This is a genomic window from Uliginosibacterium sp. sgz301328 (assembly GCF_041807905.1).
Classification (GTDB): Bacteria; Pseudomonadota; Gammaproteobacteria; order Burkholderiales; family Rhodocyclaceae; genus JBGVSA01.
The window spans coordinates 69,551-85,160 of sequence record NZ_JBGVSA010000008.1 but is presented as its reverse complement, the minus strand read 5'-3'; the positions used below and the strand labels follow the sequence as shown (position 1 = coordinate 85,160).

General features: G+C 62.6%; 19 protein-coding genes. 10 read left to right on the top strand and 9 right to left on the bottom strand.

Annotated elements, in window-relative coordinates:
- The first annotated feature begins 130 nt into the window (after nt 1-130).
- From ACDA63_RS08160 to ACDA63_RS08150, 3 genes are all read left to right on the top strand, one after another.
- Nucleotides 131-1,873, top strand: coding sequence for a proline--tRNA ligase (locus ACDA63_RS08160; RefSeq protein WP_373662726.1), 1,743 nt, complete (start codon nt 131-133; stop codon nt 1,871-1,873).
- A gap of 8 nt (nt 1,874-1,881) precedes the next feature.
- Nucleotides 1,882-2,532 carry a lytic transglycosylase domain-containing protein gene (locus ACDA63_RS08155; RefSeq protein WP_373662725.1) on the top strand — a complete coding sequence of 217 codons (651 nt, stop codon included), beginning with the start codon at nt 1,882-1,884 and terminating at the stop codon, nt 2,530-2,532.
- Between the two features lie 168 nt (nt 2,533-2,700).
- The gene (locus ACDA63_RS08150) at nt 2,701-3,075 is read left to right on the top strand and encodes a hypothetical protein (RefSeq protein ID WP_373662724.1); all 375 of its coding nucleotides are present in this window, start codon (nt 2,701-2,703) and stop codon (nt 3,073-3,075) included.
- A gap of 78 nt (nt 3,076-3,153) precedes the next feature.
- On the opposite strand, the gene dnaB is transcribed toward ACDA63_RS08150, so the two are convergent.
- The 5 genes from dnaB to rpsF all read right to left on the bottom strand — a co-directional run bounded on the left by dnaB (nt 3,154) and on the right by rpsF (nt 6,220).
- Complete coding sequence (gene dnaB, locus ACDA63_RS08145) at nt 3,154-4,560, bottom strand: replicative DNA helicase (protein WP_373662723.1); 1,407 nt, start codon at nt 4,558-4,560, stop codon at nt 3,154-3,156.
- Between the two features lie 193 nt (nt 4,561-4,753).
- Nucleotides 4,754-5,203, bottom strand: a complete 450-nt coding sequence (gene rplI / locus ACDA63_RS08140) for a 50S ribosomal protein L9 (RefSeq protein WP_373662722.1) — start codon at nt 5,201-5,203, stop codon at nt 4,754-4,756.
- Between the two features lie 18 nt (nt 5,204-5,221).
- A complete protein-coding gene (rpsR, locus tag ACDA63_RS08135) occupies nt 5,222-5,494 on the bottom strand; it encodes a 30S ribosomal protein S18 (RefSeq protein ID WP_373662721.1) in 273 nt (90 codons plus the stop codon).
- A complete protein-coding gene (gene priB / locus ACDA63_RS08130; RefSeq protein WP_373662720.1) occupies nt 5,484-5,813 on the bottom strand; it encodes a primosomal replication protein N in 330 nt (109 codons plus the stop codon). The genes rpsR and priB overlap by 11 nt, the downstream gene beginning before the upstream one ends.
- 14 nt (nt 5,814-5,827) lie before the next feature.
- Nucleotides 5,828-6,220 (bottom strand): 30S ribosomal protein S6, encoded by a 393-nt coding sequence (rpsF, locus tag ACDA63_RS08125; protein WP_373662719.1) that lies wholly within the window; start codon nt 6,218-6,220, stop codon nt 5,828-5,830.
- 177 nt (nt 6,221-6,397) lie between these two features.
- Here rpsF and ACDA63_RS08120 point away from each other — a divergent pair, with 177 nt between their 5' ends.
- The 5 genes from ACDA63_RS08120 to ACDA63_RS08100 all read left to right on the top strand — a co-directional run bounded on the left by ACDA63_RS08120 (nt 6,398) and on the right by ACDA63_RS08100 (nt 10,735).
- Nucleotides 6,398-7,255, top strand: coding sequence for a sulfurtransferase (locus tag ACDA63_RS08120; protein ID WP_373662718.1), 858 nt, complete (start codon nt 6,398-6,400; stop codon nt 7,253-7,255).
- Nucleotides 7,256-7,367: 112 nt separating this feature from the next.
- Complete coding sequence (locus ACDA63_RS08115) at nt 7,368-7,724, top strand: hypothetical protein (RefSeq protein WP_373662717.1); 357 nt, start codon at nt 7,368-7,370, stop codon at nt 7,722-7,724.
- A 76-nt stretch (nt 7,725-7,800) separates the two neighbouring features.
- Entirely contained in the window at nt 7,801-8,283 is a 483-nt protein-coding gene (locus ACDA63_RS08110; RefSeq protein WP_373662716.1) for a glutathione peroxidase, read from the top strand.
- A 123-nt stretch (nt 8,284-8,406) separates the two neighbouring features.
- Nucleotides 8,407-9,180 (top strand): sulfite exporter TauE/SafE family protein, encoded by a 774-nt coding sequence (locus tag ACDA63_RS08105; RefSeq protein WP_373662715.1) that lies wholly within the window; start codon nt 8,407-8,409, stop codon nt 9,178-9,180.
- A 154-nt stretch (nt 9,181-9,334) separates the two neighbouring features.
- Entirely contained in the window at nt 9,335-10,735 is a 1,401-nt protein-coding gene (locus ACDA63_RS08100; RefSeq protein WP_373662714.1) for an amino acid permease, read from the top strand.
- Here the strand turns inward: ACDA63_RS08100 and ACDA63_RS08095 are convergent.
- Nucleotides 10,732-11,991 carry a PLP-dependent aminotransferase family protein gene (locus ACDA63_RS08095; RefSeq protein ID WP_373662713.1) on the bottom strand — a complete coding sequence of 420 codons (1,260 nt, stop codon included), beginning with the start codon at nt 11,989-11,991 and terminating at the stop codon, nt 10,732-10,734. The two genes, ACDA63_RS08100 and ACDA63_RS08095, sit on opposite strands and share 4 nt — an antisense overlap.
- Between ACDA63_RS08095 and ACDA63_RS08090 the strand changes: the two genes are divergently transcribed.
- Nucleotides 11,959-12,405 carry a MarR family winged helix-turn-helix transcriptional regulator gene (locus ACDA63_RS08090; protein ID WP_373662712.1) on the top strand — a complete coding sequence of 149 codons (447 nt, stop codon included), beginning with the start codon at nt 11,959-11,961 and terminating at the stop codon, nt 12,403-12,405. The genes ACDA63_RS08095 and ACDA63_RS08090 overlap by 33 nt on opposite strands.
- Before the next feature lie 29 nt (nt 12,406-12,434).
- On the opposite strand, the gene ACDA63_RS08085 is transcribed toward ACDA63_RS08090, so the two are convergent.
- Both ACDA63_RS08085 and ACDA63_RS08080 read right to left on the bottom strand, forming a co-directional pair.
- Nucleotides 12,435-13,397: a hypothetical protein gene (locus ACDA63_RS08085; RefSeq protein WP_373662711.1), complete on the bottom strand. Its 963-nt coding sequence runs from the start codon at nt 13,395-13,397 to the stop codon at nt 12,435-12,437.
- 121 nt (nt 13,398-13,518) lie between these two features.
- Entirely contained in the window at nt 13,519-14,139 is a 621-nt protein-coding gene (locus ACDA63_RS08080; protein ID WP_373662710.1) for an ACP phosphodiesterase, read from the bottom strand.
- Nucleotides 14,140-14,237: 98 nt separating this feature from the next.
- On the opposite strand from ACDA63_RS08080, the gene ACDA63_RS08075 reads away from it, so the two are divergent.
- Nucleotides 14,238-15,155: a YihY/virulence factor BrkB family protein gene (locus tag ACDA63_RS08075; RefSeq protein ID WP_373662709.1), complete on the top strand. Its 918-nt coding sequence runs from the start codon at nt 14,238-14,240 to the stop codon at nt 15,153-15,155.
- Here ACDA63_RS08075 and ACDA63_RS08070 read toward each other — a convergent pair.
- Complete coding sequence (locus tag ACDA63_RS08070) at nt 15,127-15,591, bottom strand: carboxymuconolactone decarboxylase family protein (protein ID WP_373662708.1); 465 nt, start codon at nt 15,589-15,591, stop codon at nt 15,127-15,129. The two genes, ACDA63_RS08075 and ACDA63_RS08070, sit on opposite strands and share 29 nt — an antisense overlap.
- Nucleotides 15,592-15,610 lie beyond the last annotated feature (19 nt).

The window sequence follows — 15,610 nt, the reverse complement described above, 5'->3', positions numbered from 1 at the left end:
GGGACGGGTCCGATCAGCCGCCACTTTCGGGCAACGAAGCATTTTCGTGCGGCATTGCGCCAAGCTTTTTGGCGCGCCGCCACGCGGACGTTACAATGTCGCCCTTTCGCCTAATCCCGTCTTCGTTCCCATGCGCGCGAGCAAATTCTTCATTTCGACTCTCAAGGAAGCCCCTTCGGACGCGGAAATTGTCAGTCACAAGCTGATGATGCGCGCCGGTCTCATCAAGAAGCTCTCGGCCGGTATCTACACCTACATGCCGATGGGCCTGCGCGTGATCCGCAAGATCGAGAACATCATCCGCGACGAAATGAATCGCGCTGGCGCCGTCGAACTGACCATGCCGGTGGTCCAGCCCGCCGAGCTGTGGCAAGAGACCGGCCGCTTCTCCAAGATGGGGCCCGAGCTGCTGCGCCTGAAGGACCGCCACGATCGCGATTTCGTCATCCAGCCGACCTCGGAAGAAGTCGTAACCGATATCGCGCGCCAGGAGTTCAGGAGCTATCGCGCCCTGCCGCGCAATCTGTACCAGATCCAGACCAAGTTCCGCGACGAGCGCCGTCCGCGTTTCGGGGTGATGCGCGGCCGCGAATTCACCATGAAGGACGCCTACTCCTTCGACCGCAACGCCGAAGCGGCCGGCCGCAGCTATGACGGCATGTATGCCGCCTACTGCAAGATTTTCGATCGCCTTGGGCTGACCTATCGCGCAGTGGCGGCCGACACCGGCGCCATCGGCGGCGATCGCTCGCATGAATTCCAGGTGATCGCCGAAACCGGCGAAGATGCGATCATCTATTGCCCCGACTCCGACTACGCCGCCAACATCGAGCTGGCCGAAGCGCTGCCGCTGGTCGCAGAACGCGCTGCCCCTGCACAAGCGATGCAAAAGGTGCCCACGCCGGGCAAGAGCACCTGTCAGGACGTCGCCACGCTCCTCGGCACGGAACTGTCGAATACAGTGAAGTCACTGGTGCTCGCCACGGACGAAACCGACGAATCCGGCGCCATCGTCAAGACCACCGTATGGCTGCTGCTGGTCCGCGGCGATCACGATCTCAACGAAGTGAAAGCCGGCAAGGTCGAAGGTCTCAAGGGCGGCTTCCGTTTCGCGACCGAAGCGGAAATCGTCGATCACTTCGGCTGCAAGCCCGGCTATCTCGGTCCGATCGGCCTGAAGAAGCCCGTCAAGGTGATCGCCGACCGTACCGTCGCACGCATGAGTGATTTCATCACCGGCGCGAACGAGCCCGATTTCCACATCGCCGGGGTGAATTGGGGCCGCGATTTGCCCGAACCCGATGCCATCGCTGACATTCGCAACGTCGTCGAAGGCGATCCGTCTCCCGACGGCAAGGGCCGCCTCGCCATCGAGCGCGGCATCGAAGTCGGCCATGTGTTCTATCTGGGCACCAAATACTCCAAGGCCATGAACGCCACATTCCTGGACGAGGACGGCAAGCCCAAGCACTTTGAAATGGGCTGCTACGGCATTGGCGTGACGCGCATCATGGGCGCGGCCATCGAGCAGGACAATGACGCACGCGGCATCCTCTGGCCCACCGCCATTGCGCCGTTCGAAGTCGTCATCGCCCCGCTCGGCTGGAGCCGTTCCGAAGCCGTGCGTGAAACAGCCACCAAACTCTATGAAGACCTGCTGGCAGCGGGCATCGATGTGATTCTGGACGACCGCGACGAGCGTCCTGGTGTGATGTTCGCGGACTGGGAGCTGATCGGCGTACCGCACCGGGTGGTGATCGGCGACCGGGGTTTGAACGAAGGTGTTGCAGAATACCAAGGACGCCGTGATACCGAAGCGACTAAACTTCCGGTTGCCGAAATCGGCGCTTTCGTCAAATCCAAGTTCGCCTGACATTTCTGATGACGCATCGCCTTACGCGACGATTCGCCACCGCAACACTCTTCACCGCGCTCATGGCGCCGACGGCATCGCACGCCGGCGCGCAGCGCGAAGAGGCGCTCGCGGCCAGCGTCCAGGCGATGCTGCATCGTGCCATCAGCGATACCGCCGCACCCGAACCGGTCTTCGCCTCGCCCGCCGAGCGCGATCGTTGGCTCAACGACATGTCGGCCCGCTTGGCCCGCAAGATGCCCGACGCACGCGAGCGCGTCGATTTCCTCAAGACCGTCCACTATGAGGCGACGCGCGCCGGACTCGATCCGCAATTGGTGCTCGGGCTGATCCAGGTGGAGAGCAATTTCCGCAAGTACGCCGTCTCTTCGGCGGGTGCGCGTGGATACATGCAAGTCATGCCGTTCTGGGTGCGCCAGATCGGCACCGCTGACCAGAACCTGTTCCACCTGCGCACCAGCCTGCGCTATGGCTGCACGATCCTGCGCCACTACCTCGACATCGAAAAGGGAGACCTTTACCGCGCATTGGGTCGCTACAACGGCAGCCTGGGCCGCCCCGAATACCCCAACCTCGTACGGACCGCCTGGGAAAAGAACTGGACGTACACCAAGAGCCCGCTCCTGGCACAGTCTCCGACCCAAACCGCCACGCGCTGACACCGCACGCGACTCATTGACGACACAACGCCGGCCCGCAAGCCGGCGTTGTTTTTTCTACATTGAAGGGGCGCACCGCGCCCATCGGGTGCGAATTCGATCGGGACGGAATATTCCGCGCCGGCTGCGCGTTCACGGAGTGCTGTCCAACCACCAGGAGAGGTACATATGAACAAGATCACCCTGTGCAGCACCATCGTCGGCCTGCTCGTGAGCACAGCCGCCATCGCCGCCGACCCGGCCATGAACAAGGACGGGACGCTCGTCGACGCCAAGGGGATGACACTCTATACGTACGACAAGGATGCCGCGGCCCCCGGCAAGAGCGTCTGCAACGGTCAGTGCGCCACCAACTGGCCCCCGCTCATGGCGAGCACCGAGGCCAAGCCGATGGGCGAATGGACGATCGTCACGCGCGACGACGGCAGCAAGCAGTGGGCTTACAAGGGCAAGCCGCTGTACACCTGGGTCAAGGACAAGGCGCCGGGCGACAAGACCGGCGAAGGCATGGCCGGCAACACCTGGCATGTCGCCATGCCCTGATCCTTCATTCGACCAAGCGAAAAAAGGCCACCGGAACACTCGGTGGCCTTCTTCATTCTGGTAGCGCAAAACGTACGATCAGTAACCCGCGCCACTGCCTGCGGCGTAGTTCTCGAAGCGCGTGTACTCCCCCAGGAAGGTCATTCGCACGGTGCCCGTCGGGCCATTGCGGTGCTTGCCGATAATCAGTTCGGCCATGCCTTTGTCCTGCGTGTCCGGGTTATAGATTTCGTCGCGGTAGACGAACATGATCATGTCGGCGTCCTGCTCGATGGCGCCCGATTCACGCAGATCGGACATCACCGGGCGCTTGTTGGGGCGCTGCTCCAGGCTGCGGTTGAGCTGCGAGAGCGCGAAAATCGGCACTTTCAGCTCCTTGGCGAGCGATTTGATGGAGCGCGAGATTTCCGAGAGTTCCGCGGAGCGGTTGTCGGCCGCGACCGAGCCCACCATCAGTTGCAGGTAATCGATGACGATCAGGCCGAGCTTGCCGCCACACTGGCGATGCAGGCGACGGGCGCGGGCACGCAGCAGCGTCGGATTCAGGCCGGGCGTTTCGTCGATGTAGATCGAGGATTCATGCAACTGCCCCAGCGAATAGGTCAGCTTCTGCCATTCGTCGTCATTGAGTTTGCCGGTGCGCAGTTTGTGCTGATCCAGGCGCCCGACCGACGAGATGAAACGCATGGCAAGCTGGGTGGCCGGCATTTCCATCGAAAAAATCGCGACCGGTAGCTTGGCATCCAGCGCCACCGCCTCGGCAACGTTGAGTGCGAAGCTCGTCTTGCCCATGCCGGGGCGTCCCGCGATGACGATCATGTCCGTCGGCTGCAGGCCGGAGGTCATCGCATCGAGGTCGATCAGGCCCGTGGGCACGCCCGTAATGGCGGCCGGATTGTCCCGGTCGTACAACTCCTGAATACGATCCACCACCTGCCCCAGCACCGGCTGAATGGCGATGAAGCCCGTGTTCTGGCGCTCACCTTCGTCGCGAATGGCGAGGATCTTGGCCTCAGCTTCGTCGAGAATGATGCTGGCGTCGCGACCGCTCGGCGTCAGTGCACTGGCGGCAACCTCGTCGCCCACCGTCACCAGTTTGCGCAGGATGGCGCGCTCGCGGATGATTTCCGCATAGCGACGGATGTTGGCGGCCGACGGTGTGCTGTTGGCGATCTCGCCCAAATAGGCCAAGCCACCAACGTGCTGTGCATCATCGCTCTTGTCGAGCGATTCGTAGACGGTCACCACGTCGGCAGGCTTGCCGGCCTCGATCAGCTTGGCGATGTGCTGGAAGATGCGTCGGTGCTCGTCGCGATAGAAATCCGATACCGCCACGAGATCGCCAACGCTGTCCCAGGCCGAGTTGTCGAGCAGCAGGCCGCCGATAAGCGATTGTTCCGCCTCGATGGAGTGCGGGGGCAGCTTGAGCGCCGCGAGTTGCGGATCTGGAATGGGGGCGAATTGCCCACCACGGTTCTGAGCCATGGACGTTGCGACTTTCGGAAAGACAGGCGATTGACACGGGAGTGACACGCGATTGTACCGGCGCGTAAGCCCCAGCGTGCACCGAACTACCGCCTGCGCGCCCCGCTACTGCAAGCGAGCGGGCACGCGCCGCGGTCGACAAAAAAAGGGCTGCTCGCGCAGCCCTTTTTCGCGGGTCCGTGCGGACCGGATCTCAGTGTTCGCCGAGAACCGAAACCGTCACGTTCACGATCACGTCGGTGTGCAGCGCGATCTGGACGACGGAATCGCCGATCGTCTTGATCGGGCCTTCCGGCATGCGGACGGCAGCCTTCTGAATCGCGAAACCTTGGGCGTTCACCGCTTCAGCGATGTCAGCGTTGGTCACGGAACCGAACAGACGGCCATCGACGCCAGCCTTGGTGGTGATTTGAACCATCAGGCCGTCCATCTTGGCGCCTTCGGCTTGAGCGGCGACCAGCTTATCGCCGGCAACGCGTTCGAGTTCAGCGCGCTTGGCTTCGAATTCGGCGATGCTCGCCGTCGTTGCGCGACGGGCCTTGCCCTTCGGGATCAGGAAGTTACGAGCGTAGCCGTCCTTGACGCGGACCACATCGCCCAAGTTACCCAGGTTGACAACCTTTTCCAGCAGAATGATTTGCATTTGTCGATTCTCCCCGACTTATTGGTGCAGGTCGGTGTAGGGCATCAGGGCCAGGAAGCGAGCGCGCTTGATGGCGGTCGACAGTTGGCGCTGGTAGTGCGCCTTGGTGCCGGTGATGCGGGCCGGCATGATCTTGCCGTTTTCGGTCACGAAATCCTTCAGGATGTCGATGTCCTTGTAATCGATCTCTTCGATCTTTTCTGCCGAGAAGCGGCAGAACTTGCGACGCTTGAACAGACCACGGTTGCCACCACGATCGTCCTTCTTCTTGTTGCCCGGTCTAAAGGCCATGATTCGTTCCTTCCAGCAATTCAAATGTTCTGATGTGCAGTACTGGGTAACGGCTTCGCACACTCTTGGCGGCGAGGAATCCTTCGATTGCCAGCCACGTTCCCAGTGGCACTGCATTGATCCGATGAGCCTCCGGGCCTATCGCCCGGACTTCGAGTTCGCAGCGCACGTCTCGTTCGATCCCTGCCTCGATCTGCCGGGACGCATGCTCTATGCGCAATCCGACGATGGGCACCCTTGCGGGCGTCAGGCGAAGCGCGTCTTTTTCGAGCAGCTTGCCGGTGATGCGAACGGTGTTGTGGCCAGAGCCCTCGCTCATCAGTCCGTTAAAACTTACTCGGCCGCAGCAGCTTGTTCGGCGGGCTTCGCTTCTTCAGCGGCAGCCGGCGCGGTCAGCGAACGCGACTTTTCTTCCTTCATCATCGGCGAAGGAGCCGTGACGGCCTTCTTCATCTGAATGGTGAGGTGACGCAGAACAGCGTCGTTGAACTTGAATGCGTGCTCGAGTTCGGCCAGCGTTTCGCTGCCGACTTCGATGTTCATCAGCACGTAGTGAGCCTTGTGGATCTTCTGGATCGGGTAGGCCAATTGACGGCGACCCCAGTCTTCCAGACGATGGATCTGCCCACCATTGGACGTCACGAGAGTCTTGTAACGCTCGATCATGGCGGGCACTTGCTCGCTCTGGTCCGGGTGGACGATGAATACGATTTCGTAATGGCGCATGAACACTCCTTGCGGTTAATAAGCCCCCCGGCATGCGTACCGGTAGAGCAAGGTGAGCCCGCGATAATAGCGCGTTGCGCCACACCTTTCAAGATGCGCGACGGTTGCCGCTGTGGAGCATCCCCGCGCCCGCCGCGCGGTACTAGACTGCCATCAGTTCATTCCCGCGAGCGCACCATGACCTTCTATCGAACGCTGATCGACCCCCACACTCTGTCGCAAGGACTGGCCTCACCCGACTGGATCGTTTTCGACGTCCGGCACGACCTGGCCAACCCCGACGCAGGTCCGGCGGCCTACGGCGCGGGGCACATTCCGGGCGCCCTCTTCCTGCACACGGATAGCGACCTCTCCGCTGCCAAGACAGGCAAGAACGGTCGCCACCCGCTGCCGGATCGGCGCGAATTCGCCGCGCGGATCGCCTCGCTCGGCGTGAGCGACAACTCGCAGGTCATTGCCTACGACGCCAGTGGCGGCATGTTCGCCGCCCGCCTGTGGTGGATGCTGCGCTGGCTCGGGCATGACCGCGTCGCTGTGCTGGATGGAGGCTGGCCGGCGTGGATTGCCGCCGGGCTGCCAACCGACGCCCGCGCGCCAGCCCCTCGCGCCCCGGGGCATTTCACCATTCGGGCGCCGCTGACGCGACAAGTCGACGCCGAGCAGGTCCTGGCGAGTGTGCGCAATGGCGACAGACTGATCGTCGATGCGCGCGCGGCAGATCGCTTCCGGGGCGAGAACGAGACCATCGATCCCGTGGGCGGGCATATTCCCGGTGCCCGCAATCGCTTCTTTCGCGACAACCTGGCCGACGATCGCTTCAAGCCGGCCGCCGTCCTTCACCGCGAATGGGAACAGATCTTCGACGGTGAAGAAGCCGCGAGCGTGGTCGCCCAATGTGGGTCGGGCATCACCGCCTGCCACAACCTGCTCGCACTGGAAATCGCCGGACTGCCAGGCGCCGCGCTGTACCCAGGCTCGTGGAGCGAATGGGTCAGCGATCCGAGCCGGCCGGTGGCCCGTGGCGCCGAAGAATAGGCGCTCGTCAAATGACGGGTACCCACACATATTGCGGCGACACTCGCCGGGCTAGAATCACGGCGCCCGGGGGTCATTGGGCAAACCTCACGTTCAGAAGGAGTACAAAGCCATGCGTAAAGTGACAATCGCCATTCTCTCCACCGTATTTGCCGTCAATCTTGCGTGGGCGGATGCCGCTTGCGATGCGGCAGCAGCCGAGAAAAAGCTCTCCGGAGCCGCCAAGACCAGCTTCCTGAAGAAGTGCGAAGCCGATGCCAAGGCCGCCGCGCCCTCGTCGTGCGAGGACAAGGCCGCCGCGAAGAAGTTGGCGGGCGCCGCCAAGAACAGCTTCGTGAAGAAGTGCGAAGCGGATGCCAAGGTCGCCACCGCCAGTGCCTCATGCGATGCGCAGGCCGCCGACAAGAAACTGGCCGGCGCCGCGAAGAGCAGCTTCGTCAAGAAGTGCGTGTCGGACGCCAGCAAGTAAGCCAGACTCGGAGGCCGGTGCAACGCGCGCCGGCCTACCACATCCATAAGAACAGCGACGCCCCCCAAGAGACTCCATGGCTGCCTCTCTCTATGATTTTTCAGCGCTGACCATCGATGGCCGCGAAACCCGCCTTGCCGAATACGCCGGCAAGGTTTTGCTCATCGTGAATACCGCCAGCGAATGCGGATTCACGCCGCAATATGCAGGACTGGAATCGCTGTACCGCAAATACGCAGAGCAAGGCTTGGTGGTGCTTGGCTTTCCGTGCAATCAATTTGGCACCCAGGAGCCCGGCAATGAAGCGCAGATAGCGGCCTTTTGCTCCACCCGGTTCCAGGTCAGTTTCCCCATGTTCGCCAAGGTCGACGTCAATGGTCCGACGGCGCATCCGCTCTTCCGCTTTTTGAAAGAACATGCCAAGGGCGTGCTGGGCAGCGAAGGCATCAAGTGGAACTTCACCAAATTCCTGGTAGGACGCGATGGCCGTGTAATCGACCGCTACGCGCCAATGACCAAGCCCGAAGACATCGCACGCGATATCGAACCCCTGCTCTAGCCTGACCCTCCGTGTGCGACGCTCGGATGGCGCGCTGCTTGCCATCACGCCTTTACCGATACAGAAGCCTGCGCGGTACGGTACTATTGCGCCCCTCGCCGCACACGCCTCGACACACCCCCAATGACTTCGACCGAGTTGCTCATCATCCTGCCCCTGGCCTTCTGTTCGGGCCTCATCAATGCGGCGGTGGGAGGTGGGGGGCTGATCATGATTCCGGGGCTGTTCGCGACCTTGCCGCAAGCCACGCCAGCGGCATTGCTCGGCAGCGACAAGCTGTCGTCCATCGTCGGCCACGCGTTCGCCGCGCGCCAATATGCGCGGCGCATCGAGCTCCCGTGGCGACTGCTCGGCATAACGGGCGCCGCCGCTTTCGTGGGTTCGTACTCCGGAGCGCACGTGGTACACCTGATGCCGGCGAATTTCGTGCGGCCGCTGGTCATCGTGCTATTGATCGTGATGCTGGCCTACACGTGGCTGCGCCCCCAACTGGGCGCAACGGATACCGGCCGCCCGATCCAGCGCAAGGACATCATCCTGGGGGTCGTCGCCGGGGCCGGCATCGGTTTCTATGACGGTTTCTTCGGGCCGGGCGCGGGCAGCTTCCTGATGTTCCTGTTCGTGCGCGTCTTTCACTTCGATTTCCTGCGCGCGTCAGCCAGTGCAAAGGTCGTGAACATGGCGACCAATCTGGCGGCACTGTCTTTCTTCATTCCCGCCGGGCTCGTCATCTACGAGCTCGCCATTCCGATGGCTGTCGCCGGGGTGTGCGGTGCGTTCGTCGGCACGCACCTCGCATTCAAGGGCGGCAACCAGTGGATTCGGCGCCTGTTCCTCGTGCTGGCAATACTGCTGTTGGGGAAATTGATCTTCGAGACGGCAGTAAATTGGCATTGACTTGCGGAATAGTCCCACTTCAATAGGAAAAAGTGATCCGCATCAAGGACGGATGCATGTTCTGTTGATCATTATCGCCGCACTCTTTTTTCCACTTTGACTTCGGGTCGATCAACGGAGCGTCGCTCCGCCACCGCCCATCGGGACCACCGGCATGAGCCTATTTCGAACAAAAAGCGTAGATCACCTCATCCGCGCGTCACAAAACCAACATGGGCTCAAACGCGCGCTCGGCCCCCTGGACCTGACTCTTCTCGGTATCGGCGCCGTCATCGGCACCGGCATTTTCGTTCTGATCGGCAAGGGCGCGCTGACTGCCGGCCCGGCGCTGATGCTGTCGTTCGTTCTGGCCGCGGTGGCCTGTATCCTGGCCGCGCTGTGCTATGCGGAATTTGCTTCAACCATCCCTGCCGCGGGGTCCATCTATACCTACACCTACGCCACCATGGGCGAACTTGCCGCGTGGATCATCGGCTGGGACTTGATGCTCGAATACGGTCTGGCAACTTCAGCCGTGTCGGCAGGCTGGTCGGGCTATGTTCAGGCATTCCTGGCCGGCATCGGCCTGCACCTGCCCGCTGCGCTGACCGCGGCGCCCGGCAGCGTCCCGGGTGTTGACACCTGGTTCAACCTGCCCGCTTTCATCATCATGATGATCATCACGTCGGTGGTGGCGTTCGGCATCCGCGAGTCGGCGCGCTTCAACAATGTCATGGTCGCGCTCAAGGTCGTGGTCGTGGTGCTCGTGATCGTGGTGGGCGCCCGCCACGTCGACACCGCTAACTGGACGCCCTTCGCGCCCTACGGGACACAAGGCATCTTCAAGGCCGGCGCGGTGATGTTCTTTGCATTCCTCGGCTTCGACGCGGTCACCAACGCGGCGGAAGAAGCACGCAACCCCGCGCGGTCGTTGCCGATCGGGCTGCTCGGATCGATTTCCATCTGCACGCTGCTGTACGTGGCGGTCGCCGCGGTGATGACCGGGATTCTGCCCTACCAACGCTTTGCCGAAGGCATCGACCACCCCGTCGCGCTGGCCCTGCAACTGGCTGGCGAGCATTGGGTGGGCGGCTTCATCACGTTGGGCGCTGTGGTGGGTATGACGACGGTGATCCTGGTGATGCTCTACGGCCAGACGCGCATCACCTTCGCCATGTCGCGCGATGGCCTGCTGCCGAAGAAACTGTCGGAACTCCATCCGACGCACAACACGCCCTTCTTCAATACCTGGGTCATCGGGATCGTGTTCGGCCTGATCGCAGCGCTTCTGCCGCTGGATTTCCTGGCCGAACTGATCAACATCGGTACGCTGGCGGCCTTCACGCTGGTCGCCCTGGCCGTGCTGATCCTGCGCCGTACGCGCCCGGACCTGCCGCGCGGCTTCCGCTGCCCCGGCTCGCCCTACATCCCGGTGCTGACGATGGCGGTGTGTATTTTCCTGATGATCCAGCTCGACCCTCTTACCTGGATCTGCTTCGTGGTCTGGAGCGCAATCGGTCTGGCGGTGTACTTCCTGTACGCCCGCCGCCGCTCCAACCTTCACACCACCAGTTAAGCGTCCAGCGCTTCCTTCAGCCGTGCCACGCCCTGACGAATGCCGTCCGGGCCGGCGTGGCTGAAGTTGAGCCGCAGATAGGCCGCATCGGGACGCTCGGTAAAGAACGCGTCACCCGGCATCACTGCCACGCCACGCTCGAGCGCGCGATGCATCAAGGCGCGCGTATCGAGCGGTTCGGCGAACCGAACCCAGAAGAACAACCCGCCTGCCGGCAGACTCCACTCGAGCCGATCGCCGAAAGCGGTGCTCAAGGCATCGGTCATCACCGCGCGGCGCTCGCGATAGAGCGGCATGGCGCCTTCCACATGAGCATCGACACGCCCGCCGTCCAGCATCTGGGCGACCAGTTGTTGCGCAATCCGGTTGGTATGAAGGTCCGCTGCCTGCTTCAAGCGCGTCAGCGGTGAGACCAGGTCGGGATGCACGATCAGATACCCCAGCCGCAGCCCGGGCGCCAGGACCTTCGAGAACGAGCCCTGGTAAATCCACGGTGCCCGGCTCAGCCGAGCGCAGATCGGCTGCGGCGCCTTGCCGTCATACGCAAGATCGCGGTAAGGATCGTCTTCGAACAAGGGCGTGCCGGCCGCGTCGATCGCGCTCGCGATGGCAACGCGTTCCCCCTCGGTGTAGCAGTAGCCGGAAGGATTCTGGAAAGTCGGCGTCAAATAGGCCAGTCGGGCGCATGCCAGAATTTGCGGCAACCGATCGAGTTCAGCCCCCTCGCCCATCACAGGTAGCGGCAGGTAATCGGCGCCGAACAGCCGGAACACCTGCAAGGCGGCCAGATAGGCGGGCGACTCAACCAGCACAGGCGTACCCGGATCGATGAACAGCTTTGCCACGAGGTCGATGCCCTGTTGCGAGCCCGACAACACCAGCACCTGTGAAGCCTCGCAGCGCAGGCCAAGCGCACGCCCGCGAGCGGCGATCAACTCGCGCAGCATGGGCTCGCCCTCGCTCTGGCCGTACTGCCAACCGTCCAGCGAAGCCAGCATTTCGGCAGACGGCCGAAACAACGCCTCATCGGCGGGCAGTCCTCCCGCAAAAGAAATCATCCCAGGACGCGAAGCTGCTGCCAGAATGTCGCGCACCAGTGAAGATGTGAGTCGTTCGATACGCTGGGCAAACATGGCGGGCTCCTGATTGGTCAATAACAATGACCTATCATGAAAAGGCATCCGCAGAATGTCAATAAACTTGACCTTTATACACACGCCGGCATGACGCACAGAACCGCGCCCGACGATGGGCATGAGTTGTTCTACTACGCTTACCGCGCCTTCACCGCTGCCCCCGATGCCATGCTCGAACGGCGTGGATGGGGCCGCGTCCATCATCGCCTGCTTCACTTCATCGGACGCAATCCGGGCATCGCGGTCAATCAATTGCTCGACAAGCTCGGCGTGTCGAAACAGGCATTGCATGGTCCGCTGAAGGCGCTCATCGAGGCTGGGCTGGTGGTCGCAGAAGCGAGTACCGATGATCGGCGAGTGCGCCAGCTGGGGCTGACCGAAGCCGGTCGCAAGGCAGAGGAAGAACTATCCGGCCCGCAGTTGAGCCTGCTGCGGGACGTTTTCGCCGAGTGCGGCGAGGACGCCGTCCGGCAGTGGGACGCCGTCATGCGGGCACTGGCGCGTCGCCAGCGCCCGATCGAGAACGAGAGTTGAGACAGGCCGGTCCTGCCCGGCCCTGTCGATCAGTGGGCGCGGGCCAGTTGCGAGCCTGACTCGACTGCCACGGCGTCGCCCGAAGGCGCGCGGCACGCGTAGCTCTGGCCGAAGAAATTTGCCCGTTCCAGGAATTCTGCGGTGCTCTTGGGCATGGGCACGCGCGCGCGGGCGATATCACTGATCAGGTGTTGCGCATTGCGCAGCACGCGCCGCCCGTGCTGGGCCTCGCGCAGCTCAAGCTCGGAGGGTGATTCCGGGATGTGGTATTCAAAATTGCGCAGAGCCTCGCCAGCAACGGCAAAGGTGGCCCAGATATCGAAGATGTGTTCGTCCGTGCGCAACGTTTCGGACTTGATGCGGGCAGCTTCGGCATAGGATCGGACCACCGGCCCGACGCCCTCGAACTTGGGGTTGCGCGCGAAGTTCGCGACCACGGCATCGGCGATGCTGTCGATGTCGCGCATGGCTTGCGCGATCTTGATGTAGCGGCTTTCGTAGAACGATTCGATGGGGATCGAGAACGCCTTGAACGGCTCACCCCATAGTTCGTCGATCCCTTCTTCGCCGCTGCGATGCAGCACCGTTCTGCCCAGATTCAGGGCTTCCTGCAGACAGCCGCCGCACTGGCGCATCAGCGCGTTGTCCGAGGCAATCTCGACGCCCGCCGCCTGCAGCTCCACCAGTTTGGTGAAGATGTCTGCCGCACGGTTGAACAGCGCCCCTGCAAGCATTGCGCCCTTGACGCGCTTCATATCGGGATTTGCTTCGGACTCGTAGGCCTCGCGGGCCTCGGTCAGGCGGCTGCCCGGAATGTTGATGCCATGCTCGACGTGGTTGAACAAACGGCGCGTGAGCGCTTCGATGAGTTTTTTCTTCGCTGCCAGCGAATCGGCAGGCGCCTCATACGTCTTGACCCAATAGCCGTAGTAATGCACGCGCTCTTGTCCGTCGATGACGCGCTTTTCGCCGAAGGGTATCGGTTGATCCATCTTCTCTCTTGAGGAAGTGCTTATTCCGGTTTCGGAGCTTAGACCACAATTGGCGAATTGTGCAGCGCACTACGCACCTTTTGGGCGATTGACGAGCACAGCCATTGCCTCTTGCACCACACTAACTTCCGACCGTCGGGGTACCACTTGCGCGGCGCGCCCGCCAGACGGGGATTTCGACCGCCAGCTCCGCCATGGCGTCAAAGAAATCCTTCTCCAGGCCACCGTAATGACCAATCAGTTCCGCGCCGGCACCGTCCAGCAGCTCGGGACGCGACAGGCGCCGCGCCATGCGGTCCAGCACGAACGCCGGCGTCTCCCGGTCGCGGTAAGACGTCAGCCAGTCGTCCGCACGCATGGCGTGGCGCAACCGCTCCAGCCGTGGCGGCAACAGCGCGGCATGCTCGTCGAGCAGGTCGTACACGTCGCGCGCGTAAGACTCCAGCGGTTCGTCACTGAAACCAGACCAGTTGGCGGCCAGAAAATGGTCGTAAAACACGTCGATGGCAATGCCCGCCACACGCCGGAATTGCGGCGACATCCGGGCGCGGCTGCGCGAGAATGCCGGCGAAGCATCGAGATAGCTGTCGATATGCCGATGCAATGCAATGCCATCGATCACCGGCTGTGGCAGCACGCCCTGCGACGATGCCAGAGGCCCTTTGACAAAGTCGCCGAGCATGGCGCCGAGGCGATCGGCCCAGCCGGGGCCTGCGAGGTAAACATGCGCCAGGAAGTTCATATTCCAATTGTGGGGGCGCTGGAGGCGTAGGACAACGCCGATGGACGCTATCGAGCCGATCGTCCAGCATGATCGGCGTCAGCACATGTGAGGCCAACATGAAGCACGTCAAAACGGCAGCCACCATCGTCTACCGCGCCGCCGGGTCGTGGTCCACGCATCGCTGCACCAGTATCGGCGCAGCGCTGGCGTATTACGCCATCTTTTCGCTCGCGCCGATTCTGGTCATCGCGCTGTCGATTTCGGGGCTGGTTTTCGGCCGCGATGCCGTCGAAGGACGCGTGCTCGAAGAACTTGCCGGGCTGATCGGCAGCGACGGCGCCAGTCTCATCCAGCGGATGATCCAGGCCAGCTATATCTCGGGCAACAGTCTCAAGGCCTCGGTGATCGGCATATGCGGCGTGCTGATCGGCGCGACCGGACTGTTCATGGAACTGGACTACGCTTTCGAGCGCATCTTCAGTGCGCGCCGAAAGTACCGCAACGCGTTCTTCTCGCTGGTCATGGGGCGACTGCGGGGGCTGGCCGTCGTGATCGGCGTGGGTTTCCTGCTTATCGTGTCGCTGCTGGCAAGCACGGCGATCGTCGCCGCGAGCCGCTATCTGACGAGCTGGGTCGGCTCCTGGCTGCGTGTGGCGACGGTACTGGAAACGGGGCTGTCCCTGGCTTTCCTCACCGCTTTATTCGCGCTCATGTTCCGTCTGCTGGCGCCCGTGCGGCTGTCATGGCGCACGCTTGCGGGCGGTGCATTCGTGACCGCCCTGCTCTTCACGCTGGGCAAATGGGCCGTGGGTCTGTACCTGGGCGCGGGCGCCATCGGCTCGACCTTTGGCGCGGCGGGCTCGCTGGCGGTGCTGCTGGCGTGGATCTACTACGTTTCCACCATCGTGCTGTTCGGCGCCGAGGTCACGCTGATGCTCTACCACGAGCAATTGCGCCTGCGCGGGCTACCGATTCCCGACGGTTCGCCCGCACAGCGCCCCCCGCTCAGCCCTTCGCCAGTTCAGCGCGCTTGACGGGCAGGTGCATGCCGACGCCAAGCCGATTCCAGGCATTCATCAGCGCCACGGCGACGGTGAGATCCGCGATCTCCTTGTCCGAGAAATGTTCCTTCAGCGCCCGAAACAGGGCTTCGGGCGCACCGCGCTCGGGCAGATGCGTGAGCGACTCGGCCCAGGCCAGCGCTGCACGCTCGCGGGGACTGTAAAAGTCCACCTCCTGCCACGTCACCAGACTGTTGAGGCGCTGCATGTCCTCGCCCTGGCGTACGAGATCCCGCGCATGAAGATCCACGCAGTACGCACAGCCGTTGATCTGCGAAACCCGCAGGAAGATCAGGTCGATGAGCTGACTGCCGAGGGGCGATTCGGCCAGCGTGTCATTGACCTGCTTGAAAGCACGGTACGACTCCACGGCAAGTGTGGAAACGGGAAGACGGGGGGATTGGCTCATGACTGTTCTCTCCATAAGA

Excerpts from the sequence above, each read along its gene's own strand:
- ACDA63_RS08160 (WP_373662726.1), top strand. The coding sequence starts at position 131 with ATGCGCGCGAGCAAATTCTTCATTTCGACTCTCAAGGAAGCCCCTTCG.
- ACDA63_RS08155 (WP_373662725.1), top strand. The coding sequence starts at position 1,882 with ATGACGCATCGCCTTACGCGACGATTCGCCACCGCAACACTCTTCACC.
- ACDA63_RS08150 (WP_373662724.1), top strand. The coding sequence starts at position 2,701 with ATGAACAAGATCACCCTGTGCAGCACCATCGTCGGCCTGCTCGTGAGC.
- dnaB (WP_373662723.1), bottom strand. The coding sequence starts at position 4,560 with ATGGCTCAGAACCGTGGTGGGCAATTCGCCCCCATTCCAGATCCGCAA.
- rplI (WP_373662722.1), bottom strand. The coding sequence starts at position 5,203 with ATGCAAATCATTCTGCTGGAAAAGGTTGTCAACCTGGGTAACTTGGGC.
- rpsR (WP_373662721.1), bottom strand. The coding sequence starts at position 5,494 with ATGGCCTTTAGACCGGGCAACAAGAAGAAGGACGATCGTGGTGGCAAC.
- priB (WP_373662720.1), bottom strand. The coding sequence starts at position 5,813 with ATGAGCGAGGGCTCTGGCCACAACACCGTTCGCATCACCGGCAAGCTG.
- rpsF (WP_373662719.1), bottom strand. The coding sequence starts at position 6,220 with ATGCGCCATTACGAAATCGTATTCATCGTCCACCCGGACCAGAGCGAG.
- ACDA63_RS08120 (WP_373662718.1), top strand. The coding sequence starts at position 6,398 with ATGACCTTCTATCGAACGCTGATCGACCCCCACACTCTGTCGCAAGGA.
- ACDA63_RS08115 (WP_373662717.1), top strand. The coding sequence starts at position 7,368 with ATGCGTAAAGTGACAATCGCCATTCTCTCCACCGTATTTGCCGTCAAT.
- ACDA63_RS08110 (WP_373662716.1), top strand. The coding sequence starts at position 7,801 with ATGGCTGCCTCTCTCTATGATTTTTCAGCGCTGACCATCGATGGCCGC.
- ACDA63_RS08105 (WP_373662715.1), top strand. The coding sequence starts at position 8,407 with ATGACTTCGACCGAGTTGCTCATCATCCTGCCCCTGGCCTTCTGTTCG.
- ACDA63_RS08100 (WP_373662714.1), top strand. The coding sequence starts at position 9,335 with ATGAGCCTATTTCGAACAAAAAGCGTAGATCACCTCATCCGCGCGTCA.
- ACDA63_RS08090 (WP_373662712.1), top strand. The coding sequence starts at position 11,959 with ATGACGCACAGAACCGCGCCCGACGATGGGCATGAGTTGTTCTACTAC.
- ACDA63_RS08095 (WP_373662713.1), bottom strand. The coding sequence starts at position 11,991 with ATGCCCATCGTCGGGCGCGGTTCTGTGCGTCATGCCGGCGTGTGTATA.
- ACDA63_RS08085 (WP_373662711.1), bottom strand. The coding sequence starts at position 13,397 with ATGGATCAACCGATACCCTTCGGCGAAAAGCGCGTCATCGACGGACAA.
- ACDA63_RS08080 (WP_373662710.1), bottom strand. The coding sequence starts at position 14,139 with ATGAACTTCCTGGCGCATGTTTACCTCGCAGGCCCCGGCTGGGCCGAT.
- ACDA63_RS08075 (WP_373662709.1), top strand. The coding sequence starts at position 14,238 with ATGAAGCACGTCAAAACGGCAGCCACCATCGTCTACCGCGCCGCCGGG.
- ACDA63_RS08070 (WP_373662708.1), bottom strand. The coding sequence starts at position 15,591 with ATGAGCCAATCCCCCCGTCTTCCCGTTTCCACACTTGCCGTGGAGTCG.